Below are 25028 nucleotides of genomic sequence, written 5' to 3' on the forward strand. Positions count from 1 at the left end.
TTAGAATACGCGTTCTGAGCTGAGAAACTGGGCAAGCCGTGGCAGGGTCGGGTTTTCAAACATCTCCGCCGGCGTTCCCTGCGCGGCGACCACACCCTGATCCATAAATACAATGCGGTTAGAGACACTTTTCGCAAACTGCATTTCATGCGTGACCAGCAGCGAGGTAATGCCTGAAGAAGTGACATCTTTAATCACCTTCAGCACCTCGCCCACCAGTTCCGGATCCAGTGAGGACGTCGGTTCGTCAAACAGGATCACCTCCGGCCGCACCGCCAGCGCGCGGGCAATACCGGTGCGCTGCAGCTGTCCGCCGGAGAGCTGGGAAGGATAGTGATCGGCTTTCGCGCCGAGTCCGACCCGTTCCAGCTCCTCAAGCGCGATGGTCCGCGCCTCCTGGCGGCTTTTGCGCTGGATCACGATCAGCGGATCCATCACATTCTCCAGCACCGTCATGTTCTTAAAGACGTTGAACTGCTGAAAAACCATCGCGGTCCGCAGGCGGATCGCCTGGATCGCCGCTTTATCCGGTTTGCGATAGTCCATGCGGATCTGATCGAGCGCGATCGTCCCCGCTGAGGGTTTCGCCAGATAATTAATGCAGCGCAGCAGCGTGGTTTTACCGGTGCCGCTTGGCCCGATAATTGACACCACATCGCCCCGCTTTACCGTCAGATCGACCCCTTTCAGAATCGGGTTGTTGCCATAGGCGAGCGTAATATTATTAAGTTCTAACATGGCGTTGCCCTATTTATTCAGGTCAGCATGGCCCAGCACATGCATCAGACGGTTGGCCCAGCCAAAGATGGCGATAGCATGGATCAGGTCGATAATCTCCCGATCGTCCATTCCGGCCGCACGCAGCGGCGCAATATCTTCTGCCGTCGCTTCGGCTGGCGTGACCGACAGGCGGCGGGCAAAGCGGTAGATCGCTGCATCGCGCTCGCCCAGGGCATCAGCGCGGTCAAAATAGATTGCACTGACCACCGCGTCGTTATCAGCCAGCTGCACGTGCCGGCGCGCATGCACCACCGCGCAGTAGCGGCAGCCGTTCACGATTGACGCGCCCAGCGCACCCAGCTCACGATCGGCGCGATCCAGGCCGCCCTCAACATACATGATGGCGTTGAACAGCCCGGTGCGTGCGGTGTAGCTTTCCGGATCGTGTACCAGCGTGCGGACATACTCCGACACCTTCTTGTTAGACGGTGTGATTTTCATCGCATCGCGCTGGGCAGGCGTGGCGTCGTCTACGCTCACCGGCGCAATATAGGGGTGCCAGTGCAGCGGCTTCAGGGAAACAGAAGGGATCATGCTGACCTCAGCAGGCGCAGACCAGCCGCAACGCGCGTCTGGAAGTTAATAAAGGCAATAAGCTCAGAAAGCGCCACAATCTGCGGATTATTCAGTCCCGCCTGCTCCAGCAGCCGGATATGCTGTTCTGTGGCCTGCACCGGCTGGCATGTAATCAGATCGGTATGACGGACAATCGTCGCCAGCGGTTCACTTGCCGGCATCGCGCCTTCTGCCAGCGCCAGCAGCTCATCTGCCGGCTGCAGCTGCGCCAGTTCATGCTGATACGCCTGCTCCAGCGCGCTATCCTGATTCAGCCGTGCCATACGCTGTGCCAGCGCCAGCCGCAGGGCTGCGGAGAGGCCCTGGTCATCTTCCGGTGTCAGCACGGAGCGACGGCATGCCTCTGCGCCATCAACAAATTCCGGTCGCAGGCGCCGCGTCTGGTAGAGCGCCGCGTCAGGGGTCAGCCCGGCGGCGCGATCGATAGCGTCACTCATAACGCATTCTCCTGATTCAGTAAGGGGGTGGCGTCCACCCATTCATCTCCCTGTAATTCAGGGATGTCATACGCCTGCAGGCTGGCATAGTGCTGCTCCACGTCCTCGGCAAACAGCGAGGCGGCAATTGCCCGCACCAGTCGATCGGCACCGGCGCTTACCGCAGGGATATCACCGGAGACTTTGCCGTGCGTCAGCATGGCGGCATCATTGAAACAGTGAATGTGTGAAAGCATTGGGCAGGCACCAGGCGTACGCTCGCGAAATTCAAATCCGGGTCCGAGGTCGGGCGCTTCCAGCATGTTCTGGCGGGCCGGCCCCATGGCAGGCTGATAACGACCATCTGCCCAGCGACGGATATGCGGGGCGATGGCAGCAAATTCGGATCTGCCGCTGAAGTCATTGCTGAAGCCGGTGGCAGCGATCAGGTAGTCATAGCGCAGCGGCCCCTGGGTTGTCTCAATCACCAGCTCATCGCCTTCAGGCCTGACGGCATTAATGGCGCAGTTCAGCAGAAAACGGGCATTGGTGTGGCGTGAAACGCGCAGGGTGGAGGCGCGCGGCGGCGGCGTCTGGGTGGTGGCGGTATACTCTACAAACGCCCATTTCCACGCATCCGGCAGCTGATACATACCGTGTACCACGCCCTGACTGCCGATGCCGGTCATCTTATTAATGCGCGGCATCGCCTGACGACGAATCAGCAGATCCACCCTGGCAGCGCCCTGCTCCAGCGCGGTTGCGGCATTATCCATCGAAGAGGCACCGGCTCCGATCACCGCAACCCGCTTATCCTGCAGCGCACTGAAGTTGATGTTGTCGGCGGAGTGTGCCCAGAAGCGGCGATCGACACCCTGTAAAAAGGATGGCACGGCAACGCCGCCCAGGCCGGAACGGCCGGTTGCCAGTACCAGCCGGCGGGTATAAACGCGTGCCGGCGTGGCGCCTTCCAGCGTCAGCGCAATCAGCGATCCGGCAGGTTCAATGGCGGTAACGCGGACGCCGTTCTGTACCGGCAGATTGAGTACCTGCCGGTACCAGACCAGATAGTTCATCCACATCTCTTTCGGGATTTTGTCCAGCGCCTGCCATGCCGCTTTTCCCCACTGCGCGGTGTACCATGCGCGAAAGGTCAGCGAGGCCAGACCGAGTGCCGGTCCCTGCAGCGATTTAGGGGAACGCAGCGTCTCCATGCGGGCAAACGTGACCCACGGCCCCTCCTCTCCTGCTGGTGCAGTGTCGTAAGCGATGCTATTGGTGATGCCCGCCAGCTGCAGCCGGGCCGTCGCCGCCAGGCCGCACATTCCGGCACCGATCACGACGACATCGCGCACCGGCTGGTCATAAGCCGTGTGCACAGGCACCCAGGGTTTTGCGGGCAGTTCAAGGTATTCCAGGTCCTGCTGTAGCTGAGCTTCCAGCGCAGCCAGACCATCGGCAGCTGAAGTCATATAAGTATCCCCTGATGTCAGCGCAAAAAACGCTGTCAAACGCATACCCACAACCGCCGGATTTATTATCCTGATAACACATAGTTACCGGCTAATGATTGTTAATACGCATAGTAAAAGCTGAGGCTTTGCATACTCCTCCTGCGACCGGGCGGAGTCAATAATAGCGCTCAGCATTTAACCAATGGATTTCTTATATCTTATGCCGGAATAGTTATAAGCCCGTCACTGCGCCATTCAGCCGTGCTAAAGCTGATTGATAAGCCGCATGACGCGGGTGTGTTCGCTGGAGGCCAGCCGCTGAAAATCGGGTAACAGGGAGGCAGCCGCAGTAGCGAGCGCCTCTACCAGCGCCTGTGCGGCTGCGGTGATCTGACGTCCCTGTGGCGTGACCACGCCAAAATAGTAGGGAATATCCTCTTCCAGCGTACAAATAGTGACGCCTGCCAGCGGTATTCCCCAGCCGGATACCGGTTCCAGAATCGCCACGCCCAGCCCGGCACGAACGCAGCCAAGAATATTTGCTGATGAATTTGTTTCAATGGTTTCCGGCAGCGGCGTATTCACGCGCTTTAGCGCTTTTTCATAACGCCCGCGCAGGCGCTGCGGATTCCAGGGTGCGATAAGTCGCCGGCCTGCCAGCTGGCTGAGCGACACCTGCGGCTGCGCCGCAAGTGGATCGCTATCCGGCAGCGCCACCACACAGCGCGCGTGGCCAATCCAGTGCAGTACCACCGCATCATGCTCCAGCGGCAGGCTGCAGAGGCCGATGTCCGCCTCGGCGGTGATCACCGCGTGCGCCGTTTGCGCAGCAGACTCACTGATAATCTGTACTTTGTTGTGCAGGCCAATCGCTGCCAGCGCCTGCGGCAGCAGTCCTGCCGCCAGCGCTGGCGTAGCCGCAATACTGAGCGGACGCTGCTGCTGCTGCGCTATCTCCTGCGCGCGCAGCCGGATCTGCTGCAAAGAGAGCAGTGCTTTCTGCACATACTGATGTAGCTGCAGCGCCTCTTCTGAAGGATGAATGCGCGGGCCATTACGGATAAACAGCGGATAACCCAGGGAGAGTTCCAGCTCCTGCAGCTGGCGTGAAACCACAGGCTGTGAGCGATTCAGCGCTTTGGCTGCTGCGGTAACACTGCCCGCTGCAATGACCGCCGCGAACGCTTCCAGCTGACGCAAATCAAGATCGTTGAGTAAGTTCATTACGTAGTGGTTCCTGCATGGTTGTTCACCAGGCTGAGCATAAGTGATAGTGCCATCATAAGGGGCAGAGACCCGATAAGTCACTGCACAACCTGAAAGTTGCTATTTATGTAATGGCCACTCCAGAATATATTATTGCCTTCGCTGGAATGATTTCAGTCAGACAAAATCAACGGATAAAAAGTGACATGTTAAATTTCTGCAATATTCCCCACCGCTGCGCTTAATTTTCCTCATACGATATGCTCTCACCCGGTAATATAAATCTGTACAGTACATGGTAAAATTGTACAAGTTAGCAGAAACACTGCTAACGGATGTAAAACAATAAAAATAAACAACAAATTTCAAAAAAAAGCGAAGCGTAATTGATTGTACAAATAATATTTCTTTGTACAGAAAAAGAATTGAGCTCTTATAAATCAGGCCGGCAAAAAAACAAAAAAATATAAAAAAGCCAATTAAGATTATTCCTGGCTGGTGTACTTGTGAATCCGGGAAATAACGCTAACCTTAAGTTGCAAACTAAATACTTTAATATGCCTTACCCTCTGAGGAGTAAATGATGAGCAATCCACGTGGTGGTGCCGGCAATTTTGCCATGAATCCTGAACGCGCCCGCGAGGCGGGGAAAAAAGGCGGTCAGGTCAGCGGCGGTAACTTTCGCAATAACCCTGAGCGCGCAATTGAAGCGGGCCGCAAGGGGGGTAAGAAAAGTCGTCGTACCACAGATAAAGACGCTGCACAGAGTGCACAGGCTTAACATTAACGGGAGAATCTAATGACTTACGAAGAACACTTTATTGACTGGGTCAGAGATGCACACGCTATGGAGAAGCAGGCTGAGAGCATGCTGGAAAAAATGGCAGCCCGGCTCGAGCACTATCCCGATCTTAAAGCGCGTATTGAGCAGCATATCGATGAAACACGTGAGCAGCAGCAGCTGGTGCAGAGCGTAATCGACCGTTATGACACGTCCCGTTCAGTGATCAAAGATGCCGCAGGAAAATTGTCGGCGTTTGGCCAGGCAGTCGGTGGCATGATGACTGAAGATGAGGTGGTTAAAGGCGCTATCAGCGGCAACGTTTTTGAGAACTTTGAGATCGCGAATTACACCGCGCTGATCGCGGCGGCGGAACAGCTTAACGACAGTGAAAGCGTGTCAATTTTTACCCGCATTCGCGAGCAGGAACAGGCGATGGCCGACTGGACTGCCAACCACTTAGGCGACGTTACAAAACAGTTTCTTATCCGCTCCAGTACACCGGGCGTAGAAGCAAAGAAATAGCGTTAGCTGCGCTTTGATTTTCTTCCCCAGACTTTGACATTGCATATTATCTATCGGCCAGCTGGCCAGCCAGCACAGTAATGTTGCTTCTGTGCTGGCTTTTTTTATGCCTCATTGGCCAGTGCTAATCGTCTTCCCTGCCACCAGATCAGCAGCGCTGTCAGCGCAATCACGCTCAGCGTGCTAAACGCCACGCTATAGGAGTAGTGCCTGACAATCATGCCGGTCAGCGCCGGACTCAATGCGGCACCTGCGCCCTGCATCAGCATCACCGCACTCTGCCCGGCATTAACGTGTCCGCTGCCGCGCAGCAGCTGCACAATGTAGCCTGGCACCGCAACGCCCAGCGTACCGGCTGCAATGCCGTCCAGTATCTGAACCGGGATCATCAGCCAGGGATCGGTAAAACTGGCGGCGAGCATCGCGCGTACCGGCAGCAGCAGCAGTGCCAGCATAATGAGACGCTGATACCCCAGCGTCTCAGCGCGCGCGGCCGTCCACAGCGCCACCGGGATCATCACCGCCTGCGAGATAATCACGGTCGCCGCAGCGTAGACACCGGGGTTCATGCCACCCGGTGAAGCGGCCACACGCATACTGAGCATCGGCAGCAGGGCTGCATTCGCCAGGTGAAACAGCAGCAGCGTGATACCTGTGGTCATCAGCGGCGCGTTGCGCGTCAGGTCGGAGAGGCGCGGAACTGCGCTGCCTGCAGATGCATCCAGACCGCGCGCCGCCTGATGATCAATATCGTTTCCGCGGATAGCCAGGATAGCCAGTGAGGTCAGCAGCGCCATTGCTGTCATCAGAATAAACACCGAACCGGTACCCCAGTACCAGGTCGCTGCACCGGCAATCAGCGCCGCGCTCATGTTTCCGGCGTGATTAAACGCTTCGTTTCGCCCCATCTGCCGGTTAAAGCCGCGCTGCCCGGCCAGACCCAGCGTGATCCCTGCCAGCACCGGTGCAATAAACGCGGCAGAAACCCCGCTGATAATCTGCGTAGTGGCCACCACCCAGGTTTGCTGTGAGTACCAGAGCCACAGCGTGGCAACGGTGATCAGCGCGCAGCCGCACAGCAGCAGCAGACGTTTGTAGCGCGTCGCATCCGTAATAATACCGGCCGGCAGCGTGGCGATAAGCCCGGCCAGGCCGCCCGCTGTCATCACCAGACCGACGTCGTTTGGCTGCCAGTCACGCTGCGTTAAAAAGATCCCCAGAAAAGGGCCCAGCCCGTCTCGCACGTCAGCGAGAAAAAAGCTCACCAGACAAAGCGCCTGCAGCGATCGTATCGGCATTGCTCGTGTTCCTGATTTTTTAGTGAGAGTCAGCCTGTTAAGTAATGGCAAAAATTCAGGAAAAGTCACGAAACGTAAAAGTAACCAAATGAAAGCAATATGCGCAGCCATCCGGGCTGCCTGTGTCTGCATGCAATTATGCAGCTGCAGGTAAGCGTAGGCTGACAGCGTCAGAGGGTTGAGCGAAGGATATATGCTGAAGCGCAGAGCGAAGTATGAGCGTGCTGAAAAGCAAAAACCCGGCCATAAGGCCGGGTTTTCTGAATTTTGGTGCCCGAACCCGGAATCGAACCAGGGACACGCGGATTTTCAATCCGCTGCTCTACCGACTGAGCTATTCGGGCAACGGGGCGCATTAAACCCTACGCCGGCCGCAGCGTCAAACGCTTTTCAGCAAATACGCGCTGACTGATGACTTTTAGAGCAGCCGCGGTGCGTGCTGCTTAAATTTTGACACACTCTGCTGCGCTGCTGCGATGGATTTTTGCGGCCGGGTGCCGATAACCGTGCTGACATCCAATAAACATAAAAAGGTCCGCCATGTTCAGCACTATTGCATCAGGTATTATGTCACGCCTTGCGTGGCAAAAGCGCAGCCGCGCAACGCTCAGTTCATTGCAGGATGTGATTGCCATAATTGAGTTTACGCCGGATGGCAAAATCATTACCGCCAACGATCTGTTTCTGGAGCGTATGGGCTATACCCTGCCGGAGATTGCCGGTCAGCATCACGCACTGTTCTGTACACCTGACATGGTGCATTCGCCCCAGTACCGCGATTTCTGGCAGCGGCTCAACCGCGGCGAGGGGTTCAGCGATAAATTTCTGCGCGTGGCTAAACACAGCCGTCCGGTCTGGCTGGAAGCCAATTATGTGCCGGTGCAGGACCGCAGCGGCCGGGTGATAAAAATCGTCAAGCTGGCGAGTGACATTACGGCACATATTCTGGATACGCAGGAGCAGCGGGCCATGACGGCGGCTATCGATCGCTCAATGGCAGTCATCGCCTTTAATCTGCAGGGCGAAGTGCTGATGGCAAATGATAATTTTCTTAAAACCATGGGCTACCGGGAGCAGGAGATCCTTGGCCGGCACCACAGTCAGTTCTGTCCCCCGGAAATGCAGCAAAGTAACACCTATCGTCGCTTCTGGCAGAAGCTTAATCAGGGCGAATACATTTCCGGACAGTTTCAGCGCGTGGATAAACAGGGCCGCACCGTCTGGCTGCGTGCTACTTACAATCCGGTTTTTAATGAAACGGGCACGCTCTATAAAATCGTCAAATTCGCCACCGATGTGACCTCGCAGGTGGAGAAGAGTCAGCAGGAGCGCGACGCCGCACAGCAGGCGTACCAGACGGCACTGCAGACCAGCGAAAGCACCCGGCTGGGCGCTACGGTACTGGAGAACAGCGTGCAGACCATCAATGCGCTGGCAGGTGAACTGCATGATATCTCCGGGGATATTAATAACCTCAGCGACTCCTCCGATCGCATTGGCGCAATTGTGGAGAGTATTCGCCGTATTGCCGAACAGACCAACCTGCTGGCGCTGAACGCGGCGGTTGAGGCGGCGCGTGCCGGACAGCATGGACGCAGCTTTGCCGTGGTGGCGAATGAGGTCCGTGCGCTGGCGGAAAATATCAATCGCGCCACCACCGAAATCGAAAACCGGGTACGCGACAACCATCTGCTGGCGGAGAAAGCGCTGCAGGGCATCGCATCTAATCTGAAGCGTGCCGATCAGGGCGTGCAGCTTGCTCAGGAGGCGGGCGACATGATGGCGGAGATCCGCGACAGCTCTGGTGAGGTGGTCCGCGCGATCGGCCACGTCACCGCGACGCTGAAAGAGGAGTAGCCGCTACTGGCCTGCTGTCTGCAGCGGCGTGGCTGACGCCGGCGGCAGGAAGATATGATCGAGAATATTGCGCATTACCGGCGCGGCGGTCACGTTCTCATTGCCGCCGTTTTCCAGAATCAGCGCAATCGCCACTTTAGGATCGCTGAACGGCGCAAAGGCGGTATAAAAAATATGATCGCGCAGCCGGATCGGGATCGTTTTCGCATTATAGGTCTGGTTCTGCTTCAGGCTGAACACCTGTGACGTCCCGGACTTGGCCGCAATGCCGTATGGCGCAGTATGGAAATATTTATAACCGGTGCCGTTAGGGGCGTTAGCCATACCAAACATCGCCCGGCGCACCAGCCCCCAGTAGGGTGAGGTCGCCTCGCCAATCTGCGGCTGCGGCCTGACGGGCTGATAACGCTGCTGCCAGTGGCCACGCTGCGCTTTTGCCAGCAGATGCGGCGCGATCACTTTGCCGTTATTGATCAGCGCCACCATCGCCTTGACCATCTGAATCGGGGTGGCGATCCAGTAGCCCTGCCCGATCCCGACCGACACCGTATCGCCCTGATACCACGCTCGTTTATGCACCTTCTGTTTCCAGGCGCGGTCGGGCAGCAAACCGGCGTACTCTTCGTTGAGATCGATACCGGTTGACTTGCCATAGCCAAACTGGCTCAGCATGGTGTGAATGCGGTCGATACCCATCATAAAGGCCACCTGATAGAAAAAGGTGTCTGCCGACTCCTCAATCGCTTTGGTCACGTCCAGCATACCGTGGCCCGATTTTTTCCAGTCGCGCCAGGTACGGTGCGTGCCGGGCAGGGTCCAGGTGGGCGCACCAAAAAAGGTGGTCGCGGGCGTAATGGTGTGGGTCATCAGCGCAGAGATCGCCATATAAGGCTTTACCGTGGAAGCGGGCGGATAGAGACCCTGGGTAACGCGGTTGATAAGCGGCAAATCTTTATTCTGCAGCAGCGCTTTGTAGGCTTTATAGCTGATACCTTTTACAAACGGGTTGGGATCGTAGCTGGGACTGGAGACCATCGCCAGCACGCTGCCGTCGTGCGGATCTTCAATCAGTACCGCCGCGCGCTGGCCAGCCAGCTGCTGCTCAACATACTGCTGCAGATGCAGATCGAGGGTCAGGTAAATATTTTTACCTGCCACCGGCGGGACCTCTTTCAGCACGCGCACGATGCGGCCATGGTTGTCGACTTCAACTTCCTGGTAGCCGGTTTTGCCGTGCAGCAAAGATTCATAGTAGCCTTCAATACCCTGCTTGCCGATGTTATGGTCAGCGGCGTAGTTCTCGCCCGTGCCCGCCTCATTCAGCCGCCTGTAGTCACCGTCGTTGATTTTGGAGACGTAGCCCACCACGTGCGCCAGGTCGGCGCCATAGGGGTATTCACGATCCTGATAAGTGGCCACGCTGACGCCGGTAAAGCGAAACTGGTTCACGGCAAAGCGCGCCACCTGACGATCGGTAAGCTCTGCTTTCAGCTCGACCGGCTTATAGCGGCTGCTGTGCTGCAGCGCATGCCGGAAGGCATCAATGTCATCGGGTGTCAGATCAAGCAGCGGCGTCAGGGCGCGGAGGGTTGCCGCCATATCGCTGACTTTATAAGGCGTGACCAGTACGTCATACCAGGTGACATTGCGTACCAGCGAGATGCCGTTGCGATCGTAAATCAGCCCGCGCGTGGGGGCGACAGGGATCATTTTGATGTCGTTTTCGTTGGATCGCGTCTGATAGTAGCGGTGCTGACGGACCTGCAGACGATAGAGATTGATGCCCAGAACGATAAAGCAGGTGACCACCAGCGCAAAGGCCACCAGCGCCCGCCGGGCAAACAGTTTTTCTTCAGCTTCGAAATTACGAAAATTCATCAGGATAGGATCTCTTTATTATCGCGCTAATGATAAACAGCGTGAGCGTCAGAGCCAGCCTGAAGATGCACAAGCCTGGGTAAAAGTGTGTCAGATGTTTACGGCGGGAGGGCCGGGCGCGCCTTTAGGCGCACCCGGACACAGGCGAATTTAGTCGCCCAGCAGCACCGATTCCAGTGCAATTTTGATCATGTCGTTGAAGGTGGTCTGACGCTCTGCCGCACTGGTCTGTTCGTGCGTGCGGATATGGTCAGAGACGGTGCAGATGGTCAGCGCTTTCGCACCAAACTCTGCCGCCACGCCGTAGATCCCTGCGGCTTCCATCTCAACGCCGAGGATGCCGTACTTCTCCATGACATCAAACATCTGCGGATCGGGCGTGTAGAACAGATCCGCAGAGAAGATGTTGCCGACACGTGCGTCAACGCCCAGCGCTTTTGCTGCGTCAACGGCATTACGTACCATGTCAAAGTCAGCAATCGCTGCAAAATCGTGATCTTTAAAACGCATACGGTTTACTTTGGAGTCGGTGCAGGCACCCAGACCAATTACCACATCACGCAGTTTCACATCAGAGCGGACCGCGCCGCAGGAGCCGACACGGATGATTTTCTTCACGCCGAAATCGGTAATCAGCTCTTTGGTATAGATTGAGCAGGATGGGATCCCCATACCGTGGCCCATTACCGAAATCTTACGGCCTTTATAGGTGCCGGTGAAACCAAGCATACCGCGTACATTGTTAACTTCCACAACATCGTCCAGGAAGGTCTCAGCGATGTGCTTTGCACGCAGCGGGTCGCCAGGCATCAGTACGACGTCCGCGAAATCACCCATTTCTGCATTAATATGTGGCGTTGCCATGGTTCTTATTCCTTTTCAAAAAATTGTGCGCTGTTTTACAGCATGCTTTTGCCATAGTCCATGCTGGAGAGGCCAAAGTACGCGGCAATGGTCTGGCCGATATCAGCAAAGGTGTCGCGATAGCCCAGCGACCCCGGCTTAACGCCCGGACCGTAAATCAGGATGGGGATATGCTCACGCGTATGCTCGGTGCCTTCCCAGCTGGGATCGCAGCCGTGGTCAGCGGTCAGAATCAGGATGTCGCCCTCCTGCACTAGCGCCATCAGCTCTGGCAGACGGCGGTCAAACAGTTCCAGTCCGCCGGCATAGCCTGCGATATCGCGGCGATGACCCCAGGTTGAGTCGAAATCAACAAAGTTGGTAAAGACGATAGAGGTGTCAGGCGCCTTTTTCATCTGCTCAATCGTGGCGTCAAACAGCGCGTCGAGCCCGGTGGCTTTCACTTTCTGCGTGATACCCTGATGGGCGTAGATATCGGCAATTTTGCCTACCGAGATCACTTCCCCGCCCTTCTCATCAACCAGCTTTTTCAGCATGGTCGGTGATGGCGGCTCAACGGCCAGATCGTGACGGTTGCCGGTGCGCTCAAAGCTGCCCGCTTTATCACCCACAAACGGACGGGCAATCACGCGACCAATGTTGTAGCCGCCTTCCGTCAGCTCTTCACGGGCAATTTCACACAGTTCATACAGCCGCTCAAGACCGAACGTCTCTTCGTGGCAGGCAATCTGGAACACTGAGTCTGCTGAAGTATAGAAAATCGGTTTTCCGGTTTTCATATGCTCTTCACCCAGCTGATCGAGGATCACTGTACCGGAAGAGTGGCAGTTACCGAGATAGCCCGGCAGACCGGCGCGCTCTACCAGCTTATCCAGCAGCGCCTGCGGAAAGCTGTTCTCTTTATCGCTAAAGTAGCCCCAGTCGAACAGGACCGGTACACCGGCAATTTCCCAGTGGCCGGAAGGGGTATCTTTCCCGGAAGAGAGTTCGCTGGCGTAAGCGTAAGCGCCGATAATTTCAGCATTTGGATCCAGCCCTAGCGGAAAGCGGCCGGTCGAGAGCTCTGCCGCTTTGCCAAGACCGAGCGCGGTCATGTTTGGCAGATGTAACGGGCCTTCCCGCCCTTCATTTGCGCGACCTTCAAAACAGGCTTCAGCGATGTGACCCAGCGTATCCGATCCGGCATCACCAAATTTATCAGCATCTTTACTGGAACCGATGCCGAAGGAGTCGAGAACCATAATAAAAGCACGTTTCATGCAAGTCTCCTGCGCGCCAGGCGCGATGACAAGTCAAAAAAAAGCGATCAGATCAGTATACCTGAATGGCTGCTGTCTGGCACGCAGTAACGCCACTATTCACTGATGCGGCGATACACCACGGGCGTGGTTTCAGGCGCCTGGTCGCTCAATACGATGGCGGTTCTGACCGCCTGCGCGGCTTCCTGCCACTGCGCTTCCGAGGCGGCATGGATCACTGCCAGCGGCCGCTGCGTATCCGCACGGCTGCCCAGTGCGATCATATTGCTCAGACCTACGCTGTAGTCGATTGCATCACTGGCCTGCCGCCGCCCGCCGCCCAGCGCCACCACCGCCATGCCCAGCGCCCGCGTATCCATGGCGCTGACTATCCCTGCTTTTTCTGCATAGAGCGGTCTGCTGAAAGCCGGTGCCGGCAGGTAGTGATCCATACGCTCGACAAAATCTGCCGGCCCGTTCTGGGCCGCCACCATGCGTGCGAATACCTCGGCAGCTTTACCGTTATCCAGCACCTGCTGCAGTTTCTGCCGCGCTTCCGTGTCATTCGCTGCCAGCTGGCCGGAAATCAGCATGTCGGCGCAAAGCGCCATAGTGACCTCATACAGACGCGGATTACGCGCCTCGCCGGTCAGGAACTGCACGGCCTCGCGCACCTCCAGCGCGTTACCGGCGGTGGATGCCAGAACCTGATTCATATCAGTAAGCAGCGCAGTGGTTTTGCATCCCGCGCCGTTCGCTACCCGCACAATCGCCTGCGCCAGTTGTTCCGACGCGGCAAAGGTGGGCATAAAGGCGCCCGAGCCTACTTTGACATCCATCACCAGCGCATCCAGCCCTTCTGCGAGTTTTTTCGCGAGGATTGAAGCGGTAATCAGCGGTATGGAGTCAACCGTGGCGGTAATATCGCGCGTGGCGTAAAAGCGTTTGTCCGCGGGTGCCAGCGAGCGGGTCTGGCCGATAATTGCCACACCCACCTGTTTGATTATGTCGCGGAAACGATCGTCGCTGGGATAGATATCAAAGCCCGGAATGGCCTCAAGCTTATCCAGCGTGCCGCCGGTATGGCCGAGGCCGCGTCCGGAGATCATCGGCACATATCCACCGCAGGCGGCGACCATTGGGCCCAGCATCAGAGAGGTCACATCGCCTACACCACCGGTTGAGTGTTTATCCACTACCGGGCCGTTGAGCTGCAGTGACTGCCAGTTCAGGACCGATCCTGAGTCGCGCATCGCCATGGTAAGCGCAACGCGTTCCTGCAGGTTCATATCATTAAAATAGATGGTCATCGCCAGCGCAGCGATTTGTCCTTCCGAAACGGTTTCGTCGCGCACACCATTGATGAAAAAGCGGATCTCCGCCTCGCTCAGCGGCTGTCCGTCACGTTTTTTACGAATGATTTCCTGTGGCAGGAACAAGATTGCCTCCCGTGATTGGTGGTATGTACGCGGCGCATAAATGCGGCCCCTACGGAAATATTGGATTCCGTACCCCGTAGGGGGCGCATTCATGCGCCCCTGGCCGGATGCCGCGACGGGATTTAACCCGGGCGCTATCAGTAACCCGCTTTGCTGCCGCTGGTGGCGTGGCCCAGCGTGTTGAGCAGATTTGCCAGCAGGCTGGAGGCGCCGAAGCGGAAGTGACGGGCATCCGCCCAGCCTTCACCGAGGGTATCGTCGGCCAGCTTCAGGTAAAGAGCGGCATCTTCTGCAGTACGTACACCGCCGGCCGGTTTAAACCCAACCTGCTGCTGCACGCCTTTATCGCGAATAACCTGCAGCATGATAGCGGCAACGTCCGGCGTGGCATTCACCGGCACTTTACCGGTTGAGGTTTTAATAAAATCAGCCCCGGCATCAATCGCAATTTCTGATGCCGCACGGATCAGCGCCTCTTCTTTCAGCTCGCCGGTCTCAATAATAACTTTCAGCAGTACGCCCGCTGCCGCACATGCTTCTTTGCACGCTTTCACCAGCGTAAAGCCGGTATCGCGATCGCCTGCCATAAGGGTGCGATAGGGAAACACCACATCCACTTCATCAGCACCGTAAGCAATCGCCGCGCGCGTTTCCGCCAGTGCGATCTCAACGTCTGCATTACCGTGCGGGAAGTTGGTCACGGTCGCAATACGCACCTCAGGCGTGCCCTGCTCGCGCAGCGTTTTACGCGCGATTGGAATAAAGCGTGGATAGATACAGATAGCCGCAGTATTGCCCGCAGGTGATTTTGCCTGATGACACAGCGCAATGACTTTTTCATCAGTGTCATCGTCATTCAGGGTAGTAAGATCCATCAGTTGCAGCGCGCGCTGCGCAGCAGCATTAAGGTCGGTCATAACAGGCTCCGGAGGTCAGGCCAGCAGCAAGCTGCCGGGTAATGTGATTATTTTAACAATTTTGCTGAACTGTCATTGCGAATCAGATCACATAAAAAAGAGATATCATTCACTCATTACATGAAAATGTCGTCATAAGTCGCTTTTTTAGGCTTAGAAAAGGCGAAACGACGCACAATGCAGATGTAATTATTATCACAAAATAGAGCGCTGAATGGTATCACCTGATAAACAACAGAGGGCTGATCAGGAAGAAAACGCAAAAATACGCAGGCTGTTCTGCCACAGCGCATCGGCAATCACATCAGCCGGTTCAGGACGCAGTGTGCACAAGACTTCAAACACATTACGCGCCCGCTCTGGCCGGTTAGGCTGACCCTGAAAACCCTGCAGTGGCATATCGGGGGCGTCAGTCTCCAGCAGCAGTGACGCCAGCGGCAGGCTGGCAATGGTATGGCGGGTTTTACTGGCGCGCTCATAGGTAATGGTGCCTCCCACGCCAATGGCATAACCGAGCTGAATAAAGCGCTCTGCCTGCTGCTGGCTGCCGGCGAAGCCATGCACAACGCCACGCCGCGGCAGGTTGTGTCGCCGCAGCAGCATCGCCAGTTGATCGTGAGTACGACGCGAGTGCAGGATCACCGGCAGATCAAAGCGTTTTGCCAGCGTGAACTGCGCGTTCAGCAGTCGCGTCTGCTTTGCAAAATCGGGATCGCTCATATAGAGATCCAGCCCGATCTCACCGATCGCTATACAGTCTTTGTCTGCCTGTTGCAGATACTCAGCGAGCAGATCCAGATGATCGTCATGATGACGGACTATATTGATCGGATGCAGCCCCAGCGCCGCATAAAGCGCCGGATAATTTTTTGCCAGCTGCATCACGCGTGCGAAACGGCTTGCGTCTGTGGAGGGCACAATAATGCGCTCCACGCCGGCTGCGGCGGCCTGCGCAATGCTTGCAGCCGGATCGTCAGTAAACGGCGGGAAATCAAAGTGGCAGTGCGTGTCGATAAATTTCATGCCAGCGATCCTTCATCCCATGCAGCATCATTCCCTGCCAGCGGCGGCGTGTGTAACGGCCGCGCGTCCGGCGCGTTTGCAGCCGCGGCGGGCGGCGCGATCGGCAGCGATCGGCGTGCCGGCTCTGCATCACTCAACCACTGCCCCAGCGTAGCCAGAAAGTAGCGTCCGCTGCGCCGGCCAAGATGATAATCCTGATTCAGCGCGGCAACGCGGCTGCCGAGCGCCATGCTGGCCAGCGGGCGCGGTGGGCAAATTTCCACAACACGCAGGTTACCCGGCGGCTGTTCAATGAACTGCTGGATCTCGCGATAGCTCGCTTCATGATGATGCAGGATGTTGATCATCGGCTGCAGCGCACTGTCACCCAGCCAGCGCTCCATCCGCTGAAACCATTTCGGCGTGTAGAACATCTGTGAAGGCGTTGTCCGGATCACCACAACGGTATCCGCGCCGCGCCGCGCGGCTTCGCGCACCGGAATCGCATCGCTGATGCCGCCATCCAGATAGCTGACGCCATCCATCAGCACGCCGCTGCGATAAAAGCCCGGGATAGCGCTGGACGCTTTAATAATGTCATGCCAGGTCAGGTCGTCCGGGCTGAAATAGTGCGCCTGGTAATCGTCACTGCGGCAGGCACACATATAAAATTCGCTGCCGCCAGCAAACAGTTTCTGCGCGCTGCTGAGTGCCAGCGGAAATTCACTGCGGGTGATATCGATGAGCCAGTCGAGATCGATCAGATGGCCACCACGCACAAAGCGCAGCGGATCAAAAAACTGTTTGCTGGTGGTATAACGCGTAATAACACGCCGTGCATAGCCCGGCTGGGCGCAGACAAAGGCAGAGAGGTTCTGTGCGCCAGCTGACGTGCCCAGCAGCAGATGAAAGGGATTGAAGCCTGCCCGCTGAAATTCGTCCAGTACGCCTGCGGTAAACACACCGCGCTGGCCGCCACCTTCGCATACGAGTGCAATTTTACGGGATTTAAAAGGCTGAAGCGCCAGCGGTTCGAATGAACCCAGTGACACCGGAATGCGTATACCCAATGATGTGCCCTCAGTCGTTGCTGCTCTGAGGGAGGCCAGAGCGGCATCCCGGAGAACCAGTCATTGTCATTCCCTGACCCACTGCACGGGCAGTTGCGACGGCAGACCCTGCCATCAATGACTGGCCTCCGCTTTACATCACTAGCGGGTTACTGCAATTGATGTGTCTGGTCAGAGTTTTTTGCGCCCGGTAAACAGGCTAACCAGGAACAGAATAATACCGACAATAAAGACAATTTTAGCTGCCCATGCTGCCGTGCCTGCCAGACCGCCGAATCCTAAAGCTGCCGCGATCAGTGCAATGACCAGAAAGATAATACCCCAACGAAACATAAGCCTCTCCTTTACCATAGTAGAAATCGAACTGCTTATTCTTCACTTCACTGTTGTAATACGGAACAGCATCGGAATGATGCCGTTCCGTCTGCGTTAAGATTTCACCTTGAGGTCATTCTTCACGCTTTTCACGCCTTCAATGGCTTTTGCGATCTTCTCAGCACGCTCAGACTGTGCCTGATTCGCCACTTCTCCTGACAGCTGAACCACGCCATCGGTGGTTTCCACCTTCACATTGCGCGATGGAACGATGTCGTCTGCTAACAGCTTAGCTTTAATTTCGCTGGTTGTGGCGGCATCACCGGCATAACCTTTCAGCGAGCCTTCTTTATTGTCTCTGACGTGTAGTTTGTCACTGACGGATTTCACTCCTTCAACTTTCTGCACCAGGGCGACAGCCTTTTCAGCCTGATCCTGCGAGGCAACAAAACCGCTTAATGTCACCACACCCTGCTGCGTTTTGACGGAGATATCCGTGCTTTTAATTGCGTCATCATCAACCAGTGCCGCTTTGGCTTTAGCTGTAATGCCGCTGTCATCCATAAAACCATCGACTTTTTTCATAGAACTATCGATTTTGGAACCCGTCGAGCTGGTATCAGCAGCGAATGCTGCACCGCTTAACAGCGCCGTACCGGCCAGTGCAGCAATCAGGGTCTTGGCAATCTTAGTCTTATTCATCGATATGATCCTTCTATCAGTTAATTCACCCGCAAGCGCGAATGCACAACAGCTAACGGCGCCGTTGCTTAGATGGACGTAACCAGACTCGCAGGCCTGTTTTTTCGTCCGACAGAACAATCATAGTAGGGATTACAGCTTTTGCTGGCTTTTGTGGTTGATATCTCGCCAGAAAGTCAGGATTGCAGCGTAATTAAGAGGAGTCTGTAACCAAAAAAACAGGACCAGTAATGACTGGTCCTGATAATAAGAGGGGAATCAGTGTTCGCGGGTTTTACGGAATATCACATCAGGATAGCGTTCCTGTGTAATATTCAGGTTAACCATCGTGGGCGCAATATAGGTGAGGTTATCTCCCCCATCCAGCGCCAGGTTAACTTCATTTTTACGCTGGAAGTCATCAAACTTCTTCGCGTCGCTGCACTCGACCCAGCGGGCGGTGGAAACGTTGATCGCTTCATAGATAGCTTCAACGTTATATTCGCTCTTGAGGCGGGCTACCACCACGTCAAACTGCAGCACGCCGACGGCACCTACAATCAGATCGTTGTTGTGAACCGGGCGGAACACCTGCACCGCGCCCTCTTCAGAGAGCTGAACCAGGCCTTTCAGCAGCTGCTTCTGCTTGAGCGGATCGCGCAGGCGGATGCGGCGGAACAGCTCTGGCGCAAAGTTCGGAATGCCGGTGAACTTCATCGTCTCACCCTGAGTAAAGGTGTCACCGATCTGAATAGTACCGTGGTTATGCAGACCAATGATATCGCCGGGGAACGCCTCTTCAACATGCGAGCGATCGCCGGCCATAAAGGTCAGCGCATCAGAAATCACCACATCTTTCCCGGTACGCACCTGCCGCAGTTTCATGCCCTTTTCATAACGGCCCGATACCACACGCATGAACGCCACGCGGTCGCGGTGTTTGGGATCCATATTCGCCTGAATCTTGAAGACAAAACCACTGAACTTCTCTTCGCGGGCTTCCACGATGCGGGAGTCCGTTTTGCGCGGCATCGGCGCAGGCGCCCAGGAGACCAGGCCATCCAGCATGTGATCGACCCCAAAGTTACCCAGCGCAGTCCCGAAGAACACCGGCGTCAGTTCGCCGTTCAGAAACAGCGACTGCTCAAATTCGTGTGAGGCGCCCTGCACCAGCTCCAGCTCATCACGCAGCTGCTGTGCCAGCTCTTCGCCTACCGCCGCATCGAGATCGGGATTAGCCAGTCCTTTTACAATGCGCACGTCCTGAATGGTATGGCCTTTACCGCTCTGATAGAGATAGGTTTCATCTTTATAAAGGTGGTAAACCCCTTTAAACAGCTTGCCGCAGCCGATTGGCCAGGTGATGGGCGCGCAGGCGATCTTCAGCTCGCTTTCGACCTCATCCAGCAGCTCCATCGGATCGCGGATGTCGCGGTCCAGCTTGTTCATAAAGGTGATGATAGGCGTATCGCGCAGGCGGGTCACTTCCATCAGCTTACGGGTACGATCCTCGACCCCTTTCGCCGCATCGATAACCATCAGACAGCAGTCAACCGCCGTCAGCGTGCGATAGGTATCTTCCGAGAAGTCTTCATGTCCCGGCGTATCCAGCAGGTTGACCAGGCTTTCACGATAGGGAAACTGCATGACCGAGGTGGTGATTGAAATACCACGCTGCTTCTCCATTTCCATCCAGTCTGATTTAGCATGCTGGCTGGAGCCGCGACCTTTAACGGTACCGGCGGTCTGGATAGCCTGTCCGAACAGCAGGACTTTTTCGGTGATTGTGGTTTTACCGGCGTCCGGATGCGAGATGATCGCAAAGGTACGGCGGCGCGCCACTTCTTCTAAAAAGGGAGCATTAGACATGAGTGCGTTCTTCTTCAGGGCGGCGCGTCTGTAACGCGCGGCAGATAAATCGTTCCGGAACCTGTCCGGTGGGTAACAGTGCCAGTGGCAACGCCGCGGCGTCACTGCACAGCAGCCTGTTCGCGGCTGCGCTGGCGGTGCTCCGGTTATCCGGTCAGCGTTGAGGCGGCATAGCATACAATATTTCAGCAGGCGGGGAAATCACGACTGTACCGGGCAGGCCCCCGTGCGGCCCCGGCTGTGCCCGGAGGTTCCGGGGCGAATGGCAATCAGTTCACAATGCGAATCCGTCGCATTCAGCATGTTGAATAATTCCATTTATATTCAATGGCATAAATTAAAATTTAGTGCAAAAAACCCTTCACAAAAAAGCTGACATTGCTGCATAATTCACCGTAATTTTTCTGACTGCTTAATAAGGACGCAGCGATGCTAACTGCTGAAATGACCTCTCGCCTGAACGACCAGCTCAATCTGGAATTCTTTTCTGCCAACCTCTATCTGCAGATGAGTGCCTGGTGCAGCGATAAAGGATTCGAAGGGGCCGCCTCTTTCCTGAAAATGCATTCGCGTGAAGAGATAGAGCATATGCAGCGCCTGTTCGATTACGTCAGCGACGCGGGTTCAATGCCGGTGCTGGGAAGCATAGCGGCACCGGCCATCAGCTGGAATTCACTGAGCGATGTGCTGAGCGAAGCGCTGAAGCATGAGCAGCTGATCACAAAGAAAATCAACGAACTGGTGCACACCGCGCTGACATCGCAGGACTACTCCACGTTTAATTTCCTGCAGTGGTATGTTGCTGAGCAGCATGAAGAAGAGAAATTGTTTAAAACCGTACTGGATAAGCTGGCGCTGGTGGGTAATAAAGGTGAAGGTCTGTTCCTGGTGGACAAAGATCTGGGCCGCATGAACGTCGAAGGTCACGGTCAGTCATAAAAAAGATGACATACAGCAAGCAGCAGCGCCCGGTTTTGCCGGGCGTTTTTTTATGGGCTTATTCCAGCGCTTTCAGCCGCAGCTCTGAAGGCTGCGGGCGGCCAAACAGATAGCCCTGAAACAGCGTACAGCCCTCTTCTTGTAGCTTTACAAACTGCTCATTGTTTTCCACGCCTTCTGCGGTGATCTGAATATCCAGACTGCGACTCATGCCGGTTATTGCCCGGATAATCGCCAGCGCTTCGCGGCTGTCGGCCATGTCATTGATAAAGGACTTATCGATTTTGATCTTATCGAACGGGAAAGAGCGCAGATAGCTCAGCGAAGAGTAACCGGTGCCAAAATCATCCAGCGCAATCTGTACGCCCAGCGCTTTAAGATTCTGCAGCGTACGGATATTGCCCAGCGTATCATCCAGCAGGACCGACTCCGTGATCTCCATTTCCAGACGATGCGGTGCCAGCCCGGACTCCTGCAGCGCTCCTTCGACTACCGATACCAGCGAGCTGTTTTTAAACTGCAGCGGTGAGAGGTTTACCGAAACGGACTGTTCAGTGTTCCAGCTCTGCGCCTCACGACACGCCTCATACAGCGCATAGGCACCCAGCATATGAATAAGCCCGGTCTCTTCAGCTATCGGGATAAAATCGACCGGCATAATCAATCCTTTTACCGGGTGATGCCAGCGCATCAGCGCTTCATAACCGATAATGCCGTTCTGACTGGTAATAGGCTGATAGTAGAGCCGGAGCTGCCGCCCGGTAATGGCGTCGCGCAGATCGTTTTCAATGATGCGCCGGCTGCGTGCCTGATCGTCCATCTCTGCCGTAAAGTGTTCATAGCGGTTACGGCCGTTGCGCTTCGCTTCATAGAGCGCCATATCGGCGCAGCGCAGCATATGTTCCGGTGTGTTGATGGCCTGGGTCGTCAGCGCGATGCCCACGCTCAGGCCCACGGCAAGGTTATGCCCTTCGACATTCATTGGCGGCTGGATCGCCTCGATCAGACGCCGGGCCACTGTGGCCGCTTCGCCGGCGTTATGGATATCGGGCAGCACAATAGCAAATTCATCGCCGCCGATGCGTGCCAGCGTATCACGCTCACGCAGTACGCTGCGCAGCCGCTTAGCCACCACGCGCAGCAGATCGTCACCAATCTGGTGACCCAGCGCATCATTCACATTTTTAAAATTGTCGAGGTCGAGACAAAGCGTGGCGCTGATCTGGTTCTGTGCCGTACCGTTACGCAGCGCTTCGCTGAGTTTTTGCCGGAACAGAATCCGGTTAGGCAGACTGGTCAGGTTGTCATGATGCGCCATGTGATGAATACGTGCATCCGCTTCACGCTGGTCGGTCACATCTTCAACAATCAGCATGACATAATTTTGCCGCATATCTTTGCCGGTGATGGTGGTGGCGCGGGTATGCAGTACCCGCTCACCGCTGGCGGTCAGCAGCAGCTGCTCGCGGGCGTGAATGCCTTCACTGCGCAGCGCAATATCTGCCAGACTATTAAAGTAGTCGCTCAGTTCGGCAGACATGCACTCATGCGGACGCTTATGCATGAGCAGCGAACGGCTAAGCCCAAACAGCTGCTCGGCCTTGGCGTTAACCATCAGAATTTCGCGGCTGATGGCATCCTCCACGATCACGCAGGAGGGAATGTTGCTGATGATGGTGTCGAGAAAGGTCGACAGCTCGGACATTCTGGTACTCTGCGCCTGCGCCAGATCGCGCGCGCGCAAAAGTTGCTGCTCATTTTCACGTCGTTCAGTGACATCGCGCGTGATTTTGGCAAACCCGATCAGGTGTCCACTCTCATCATGAATTGCGTCAATAACCACATGCGCCCAGAAGGCCGATCCATCCTTTCGGTAGCGCCATCCCTCATCCTCGAACCGCCCGGTTTTTAACGCAATGCCCAGGTTTGCATCCGGCAGATGGAGCTGGCGATCGTGCGCGCTGTAAAAGAGTGAAAAGTGCTGTCCCACAATCTCATCTGCGCGGTATCCTTTAGCGCGCTGCGCCCCGGCGTTCCAGTTAACAACCCGCCCTTTCAGGTCCAGCATGTAGATAGCGTAATCGGTGACGCCTTCCACCAGCAGCCGAAACGTTTTTTCATGTTCGCGCTGCTGGCGCAGCAGCGCCTGCTGTTCAGTGCAGTCGCGCGTAATTTTCGCATAGCCAATCAGTTTGCCGGCATCGTCACGAATTGCGTCGATGATAACGTGCGCCCAGAACGCGGAACCATCTTTACGGTAGCGCCACCCCTCGTCCTCAAAACGTCCGGTTTTAAACGCGGTCGCCAGATTCTTTTCCGGAATATGCTTCAGACGATCCTGCGCGCTGTAAAAACGGGAAAAGTGTTGTCCGACAATCTCCTCCGCCACGTAACCTTTTGTCCGCTGAGCGCCGGCATTCCAGTTTTCAACGTTACCCTCCAGGTCCAGCATATAAATCGCATAATCGGTCACGCCCTCTACCAGCAAACGAAAGCGCTGCTCCTGTTCACGCTGCCTGCGCTGCTGCGTCTGCTGCTGCGTACAGTCGCGGGTAATTTTGGCAAAGCCCAGTAACTCACCCTGCTCATCCCGGATGGCGTCGATCACGACGTGTGCCCAGAACGCGCTGCCATCTTTGCGATAGCGCCAGCCTTCGGTTTCAAATTTACCCACGGTGGCGGCAACAGAGAGACCGCGCTGCGGCGCGCCGTTTTTACGATCCTCTTCGCTATAAAACAGCGCAAAATTTTTACCCACGATCTCCTCTGGCGTATACCCTTTGGCGCGCTGGGCACCGGGATTCCAGTTAGTAACGGTACCGTCAGGTTTGAGCATGTAAATGGCGTAATCTACGACGCTCTGTACCAGCAACCGATACATGACGTCAGAGTTATTGTTCATATTTTGTGCCTGTTCTGGCCTGATACAGCATCGGCTTTTCAGAAGATTCTTAATTATTTCAGACTTAAACGCAAAAGTGCAGCGCTGACAAGCGCTAATCGATTTCAGACGAAATCTGGTAGTGGTGTTATCGGCAGTGGCGAGAAAACGTTCAGAGAAATGCATCATTCACTGTGGCTACCTGCTATTTATGGCAGGTCAGCCGTACAGGGGTGTGCAGAAAAACAGCATGCCGGAAAAGCCGGCATGGAGAGAGAGGAAATACGCTGTCGCTGGTCTAGCGGGCTGCCAGCTGCTGCATTACCGGCAGCCACAAATCGGTCATCATCCCGTTGCCGCCGGTAAGCGGGTCGCGCGGGGGCATGGGCACGCGCTGAATTTGCTCTCTGGCCGCACGCAGCCGCGAGGGCTCATCGCGTATCGTCTCAGGCGTCATTCCTTCCGGATAGGCTCCCACCATGAAAAAGTCTTCTGATGCGTAAACCTGTTTATGTCCGACGCCAGCCGGGATCAGTACCGCATCGCCTTCACGCAGCACCACCATACGGCCGCTGTCGCCGCCCAGCAGAATCTCTGCCCAGCCCGCCCCGACACCCAGCACTTCATGGGTGTTCGGGTGATAGTGCGTATAAGGAAATACCGGTGCACGCCATGCGGCAGGCCAGCCGCTGGCGGTGAACGTCGTTTCAAACCAGCGTGCGCTATCCTCAGTTTCATCCGGCACCACGCGCGGCCAGATAATCAGCGGCAGCGGACTGTTCGGCACGCCGCCGCTGGCGTGGGACAGACGAAGATACTGCGGGTTAAAAGAGGCGCCTGCTGAAAAAGTGCCGGCAGCAAACGACATCGATAACAGCAGGCTGGAAGAACAGGACGCCATGAACGTGCTCCGACAAATAATGTTAATTAATTGTGGCAAGTTCAGGCGGCAATGCAATGTGGCAATATCTGAAAAAGTCTCTGTTAATTAGGTGCTTAGTAACTTAAGCCAAATTTTTCGTTCCGGTTTTACCGCTTTGTG

The 25028-nt window shown here is 55.8% G+C and carries 22 protein-coding genes and 1 tRNA gene; 4 read left to right on the forward strand and 19 right to left on the reverse strand.

All coding sequences use genetic code 11. The features are described from left to right. The 5 genes from SB719_RS06435 to SB719_RS06455 form a co-directional block, all read right to left on the reverse strand. A complete protein-coding gene (locus SB719_RS06435) occupies positions 1-738 on the reverse strand; it encodes an amino acid ABC transporter ATP-binding protein (RefSeq protein ID WP_065648210.1) in 738 nt (245 codons plus the stop codon). A 9-nt stretch (positions 739-747) separates the two neighbouring features. After that, positions 748-1314 (reverse strand): peroxidase-related enzyme, encoded by a 567-nt coding sequence (locus tag SB719_RS06440; protein ID WP_304236382.1) that lies wholly within the window; start codon positions 1312-1314, stop codon positions 748-750. After that, entirely contained in the window at positions 1311-1793 is a 483-nt protein-coding gene (locus SB719_RS06445; protein ID WP_293006111.1) for a CMD domain-containing protein, read from the reverse strand. The genes SB719_RS06440 and SB719_RS06445 overlap by 4 nt, the downstream gene beginning before the upstream one ends. Then, on the reverse strand, positions 1790-3244 hold the full coding sequence (locus SB719_RS06450) for an NAD(P)-binding domain-containing protein (protein WP_412159048.1): 1455 nt from the start codon (positions 3242-3244) through the stop codon (positions 1790-1792). The genes SB719_RS06445 and SB719_RS06450 overlap by 4 nt, the downstream gene beginning before the upstream one ends. Positions 3245-3490: 246 nt before the next feature. Further along, complete coding sequence (locus SB719_RS06455) at positions 3491-4450, reverse strand: LysR family transcriptional regulator (RefSeq protein WP_065648207.1); 960 nt, start codon at positions 4448-4450, stop codon at positions 3491-3493. Between the two features lie 565 nt (positions 4451-5015). On the opposite strand from SB719_RS06455, the gene SB719_RS06460 reads away from it, so the two are divergent. Then, positions 5016-5213, forward strand: a complete 198-nt coding sequence (locus tag SB719_RS06460) for a general stress protein (RefSeq protein ID WP_065648206.1) — start codon at positions 5016-5018, stop codon at positions 5211-5213. Positions 5214-5231: 18 nt separating this feature from the next. Beyond that, positions 5232-5738 (forward strand): ferritin-like domain-containing protein, encoded by a 507-nt coding sequence (locus SB719_RS06465; RefSeq protein ID WP_039380127.1) that lies wholly within the window; start codon positions 5232-5234, stop codon positions 5736-5738. Between the two features lie 104 nt (positions 5739-5842). Here SB719_RS06465 and SB719_RS06470 read toward each other — a convergent pair whose 3' ends face one another. Together SB719_RS06470 and SB719_RS06475 are read right to left on the reverse strand one after the other, a co-directional pair. After that, positions 5843-7036 carry an MFS transporter gene (locus SB719_RS06470; RefSeq protein WP_065648205.1) on the reverse strand — a complete coding sequence of 398 codons (1194 nt, stop codon included), beginning with the start codon at positions 7034-7036 and terminating at the stop codon, positions 5843-5845. 268 nt (positions 7037-7304) lie between these two features. After that, positions 7305-7380, reverse strand: a tRNA-Phe gene (locus SB719_RS06475). Between the two features lie 196 nt (positions 7381-7576). Here SB719_RS06475 and SB719_RS06480 point away from each other — a divergent pair. Next, positions 7577-8893 carry a methyl-accepting chemotaxis protein gene (locus SB719_RS06480; protein WP_304235323.1) on the forward strand — a complete coding sequence of 439 codons (1317 nt, stop codon included), beginning with the start codon at positions 7577-7579 and terminating at the stop codon, positions 8891-8893. A gap of 3 nt (positions 8894-8896) precedes the next feature. On the opposite strand, the gene mrdA is transcribed toward SB719_RS06480, so the two are convergent. From mrdA to prfC, 10 genes are all read right to left on the reverse strand, one after another. Then, positions 8897-10771 (reverse strand): penicillin-binding protein 2, encoded by a 1875-nt coding sequence (gene mrdA, locus SB719_RS06485; RefSeq protein ID WP_412159049.1) that lies wholly within the window; start codon positions 10769-10771, stop codon positions 8897-8899. A gap of 150 nt (positions 10772-10921) precedes the next feature. Then, positions 10922-11635, reverse strand: coding sequence for a purine-nucleoside phosphorylase (deoD, locus tag SB719_RS06490; RefSeq protein ID WP_412159050.1), 714 nt, complete (start codon positions 11633-11635; stop codon positions 10922-10924). Positions 11636-11670: 35 nt separating this feature from the next. Then, the gene (deoB, locus tag SB719_RS06495; protein WP_412159051.1) at positions 11671-12894 is read right to left on the reverse strand and encodes a phosphopentomutase; all 1224 of its coding nucleotides are present in this window, start codon (positions 12892-12894) and stop codon (positions 11671-11673) included. A 95-nt stretch (positions 12895-12989) separates the two neighbouring features. Continuing rightward, positions 12990-14312: a thymidine phosphorylase gene (gene deoA, locus SB719_RS06500; protein ID WP_304235332.1), complete on the reverse strand. Its 1323-nt coding sequence runs from the start codon at positions 14310-14312 to the stop codon at positions 12990-12992. A gap of 137 nt (positions 14313-14449) precedes the next feature. Continuing rightward, entirely contained in the window at positions 14450-15229 is a 780-nt protein-coding gene (gene deoC / locus SB719_RS06505; RefSeq protein WP_304235334.1) for a deoxyribose-phosphate aldolase, read from the reverse strand. 246 nt (positions 15230-15475) lie between these two features. Further along, a complete protein-coding gene (locus SB719_RS06510; RefSeq protein ID WP_065648199.1) occupies positions 15476-16252 on the reverse strand; it encodes a TatD family hydrolase in 777 nt (258 codons plus the stop codon). Next, entirely contained in the window at positions 16249-17301 is a 1053-nt protein-coding gene (locus SB719_RS06515) for a patatin family protein (RefSeq protein WP_412159052.1), read from the reverse strand. Before SB719_RS06515 ends, SB719_RS06510 begins: the two co-directional genes overlap by 4 nt. 171 nt (positions 17302-17472) lie before the next feature. Continuing rightward, complete coding sequence (locus tag SB719_RS06520) at positions 17473-17634, reverse strand: DUF1328 domain-containing protein (RefSeq protein WP_065648197.1); 162 nt, start codon at positions 17632-17634, stop codon at positions 17473-17475. A 96-nt stretch (positions 17635-17730) separates the two neighbouring features. Continuing rightward, positions 17731-18318: a molecular chaperone OsmY gene (osmY, locus tag SB719_RS06525; protein WP_065648196.1), complete on the reverse strand. Its 588-nt coding sequence runs from the start codon at positions 18316-18318 to the stop codon at positions 17731-17733. Between the two features lie 258 nt (positions 18319-18576). Further along, positions 18577-20166, reverse strand: a complete 1590-nt coding sequence (gene prfC, locus SB719_RS06530) for a peptide chain release factor 3 (protein ID WP_065648195.1) — start codon at positions 20164-20166, stop codon at positions 18577-18579. Between the two features lie 429 nt (positions 20167-20595). Here prfC and ftnA point away from each other — a divergent pair, with 429 nt between their 5' ends. After that, on the forward strand, positions 20596-21105 hold the full coding sequence (ftnA, locus tag SB719_RS06535) for a non-heme ferritin (RefSeq protein WP_412159053.1): 510 nt from the start codon (positions 20596-20598) through the stop codon (positions 21103-21105). Between the two features lie 58 nt (positions 21106-21163). On the opposite strand, the gene SB719_RS06540 is transcribed toward ftnA, so the two are convergent. Both SB719_RS06540 and SB719_RS06545 read right to left on the reverse strand, forming a co-directional pair. Beyond that, complete coding sequence (locus tag SB719_RS06540) at positions 21164-24007, reverse strand: bifunctional diguanylate cyclase/phosphodiesterase (RefSeq protein ID WP_304235343.1); 2844 nt, start codon at positions 24005-24007, stop codon at positions 21164-21166. Positions 24008-24284: 277 nt separating this feature from the next. Further along, complete coding sequence (locus tag SB719_RS06545) at positions 24285-24887, reverse strand: hypothetical protein (protein WP_292977132.1); 603 nt, start codon at positions 24885-24887, stop codon at positions 24285-24287. Positions 24888-25028 lie beyond the last annotated feature (141 nt).

It is taken from the genome of Pantoea sp. SIMBA_079, assembly GCF_046940275.1.
Classification (GTDB): domain Bacteria; phylum Pseudomonadota; class Gammaproteobacteria; order Enterobacterales; family Enterobacteriaceae; genus Pantoea; species Pantoea borealis.

Coding starts and splice junctions, on each gene's coding strand:
- SB719_RS06435 (WP_065648210.1), bottom strand. CDS start 738: ATGTTAGAACTTAATAATATTACGCTCGCCTATGGCAACAACCCGATT.
- SB719_RS06440 (WP_304236382.1), bottom strand. CDS start 1,314: ATGATCCCTTCTGTTTCCCTGAAGCCGCTGCACTGGCACCCCTATATT.
- SB719_RS06445 (WP_293006111.1), bottom strand. CDS start 1,793: ATGAGTGACGCTATCGATCGCGCCGCCGGGCTGACCCCTGACGCGGCG.
- SB719_RS06450 (WP_412159048.1), bottom strand. CDS start 3,244: ATGACTTCAGCTGCCGATGGTCTGGCTGCGCTGGAAGCTCAGCTACAG.
- SB719_RS06455 (WP_065648207.1), bottom strand. CDS start 4,450: ATGAACTTACTCAACGATCTTGATTTGCGTCAGCTGGAAGCGTTCGCG.
- SB719_RS06460 (WP_065648206.1), top strand. CDS start 5,016: ATGAGCAATCCACGTGGTGGTGCCGGCAATTTTGCCATGAATCCTGAA.
- SB719_RS06465 (WP_039380127.1), top strand. CDS start 5,232: ATGACTTACGAAGAACACTTTATTGACTGGGTCAGAGATGCACACGCT.
- SB719_RS06470 (WP_065648205.1), bottom strand. CDS start 7,036: ATGCCGATACGATCGCTGCAGGCGCTTTGTCTGGTGAGCTTTTTTCTC.
- SB719_RS06480 (WP_304235323.1), top strand. CDS start 7,577: ATGTTCAGCACTATTGCATCAGGTATTATGTCACGCCTTGCGTGGCAA.
- mrdA (WP_412159049.1), bottom strand. CDS start 10,771: ATGAATTTTCGTAATTTCGAAGCTGAAGAAAAACTGTTTGCCCGGCGG.
- deoD (WP_412159050.1), bottom strand. CDS start 11,635: ATGGCAACGCCACATATTAATGCAGAAATGGGTGATTTCGCGGACGTC.
- deoB (WP_412159051.1), bottom strand. CDS start 12,894: ATGAAACGTGCTTTTATTATGGTTCTCGACTCCTTCGGCATCGGTTCC.
- deoC (WP_304235334.1), bottom strand. CDS start 15,229: ATGACCGACCTTAATGCTGCTGCGCAGCGCGCGCTGCAACTGATGGAT.
- SB719_RS06510 (WP_065648199.1), bottom strand. CDS start 16,252: ATGAAATTTATCGACACGCACTGCCACTTTGATTTCCCGCCGTTTACT.
- SB719_RS06520 (WP_065648197.1), bottom strand. CDS start 17,634: ATGTTTCGTTGGGGTATTATCTTTCTGGTCATTGCACTGATCGCGGCA.
- osmY (WP_065648196.1), bottom strand. CDS start 18,318: ATGAATAAGACTAAGATTGCCAAGACCCTGATTGCTGCACTGGCCGGT.
- prfC (WP_065648195.1), bottom strand. CDS start 20,166: ATGTCTAATGCTCCCTTTTTAGAAGAAGTGGCGCGCCGCCGTACCTTT.
- ftnA (WP_412159053.1), top strand. CDS start 20,596: ATGCTAACTGCTGAAATGACCTCTCGCCTGAACGACCAGCTCAATCTG.
- SB719_RS06540 (WP_304235343.1), bottom strand. CDS start 24,007: ATGAACAATAACTCTGACGTCATGTATCGGTTGCTGGTACAGAGCGTC.
- SB719_RS06545 (WP_292977132.1), bottom strand. CDS start 24,887: ATGGCGTCCTGTTCTTCCAGCCTGCTGTTATCGATGTCGTTTGCTGCC.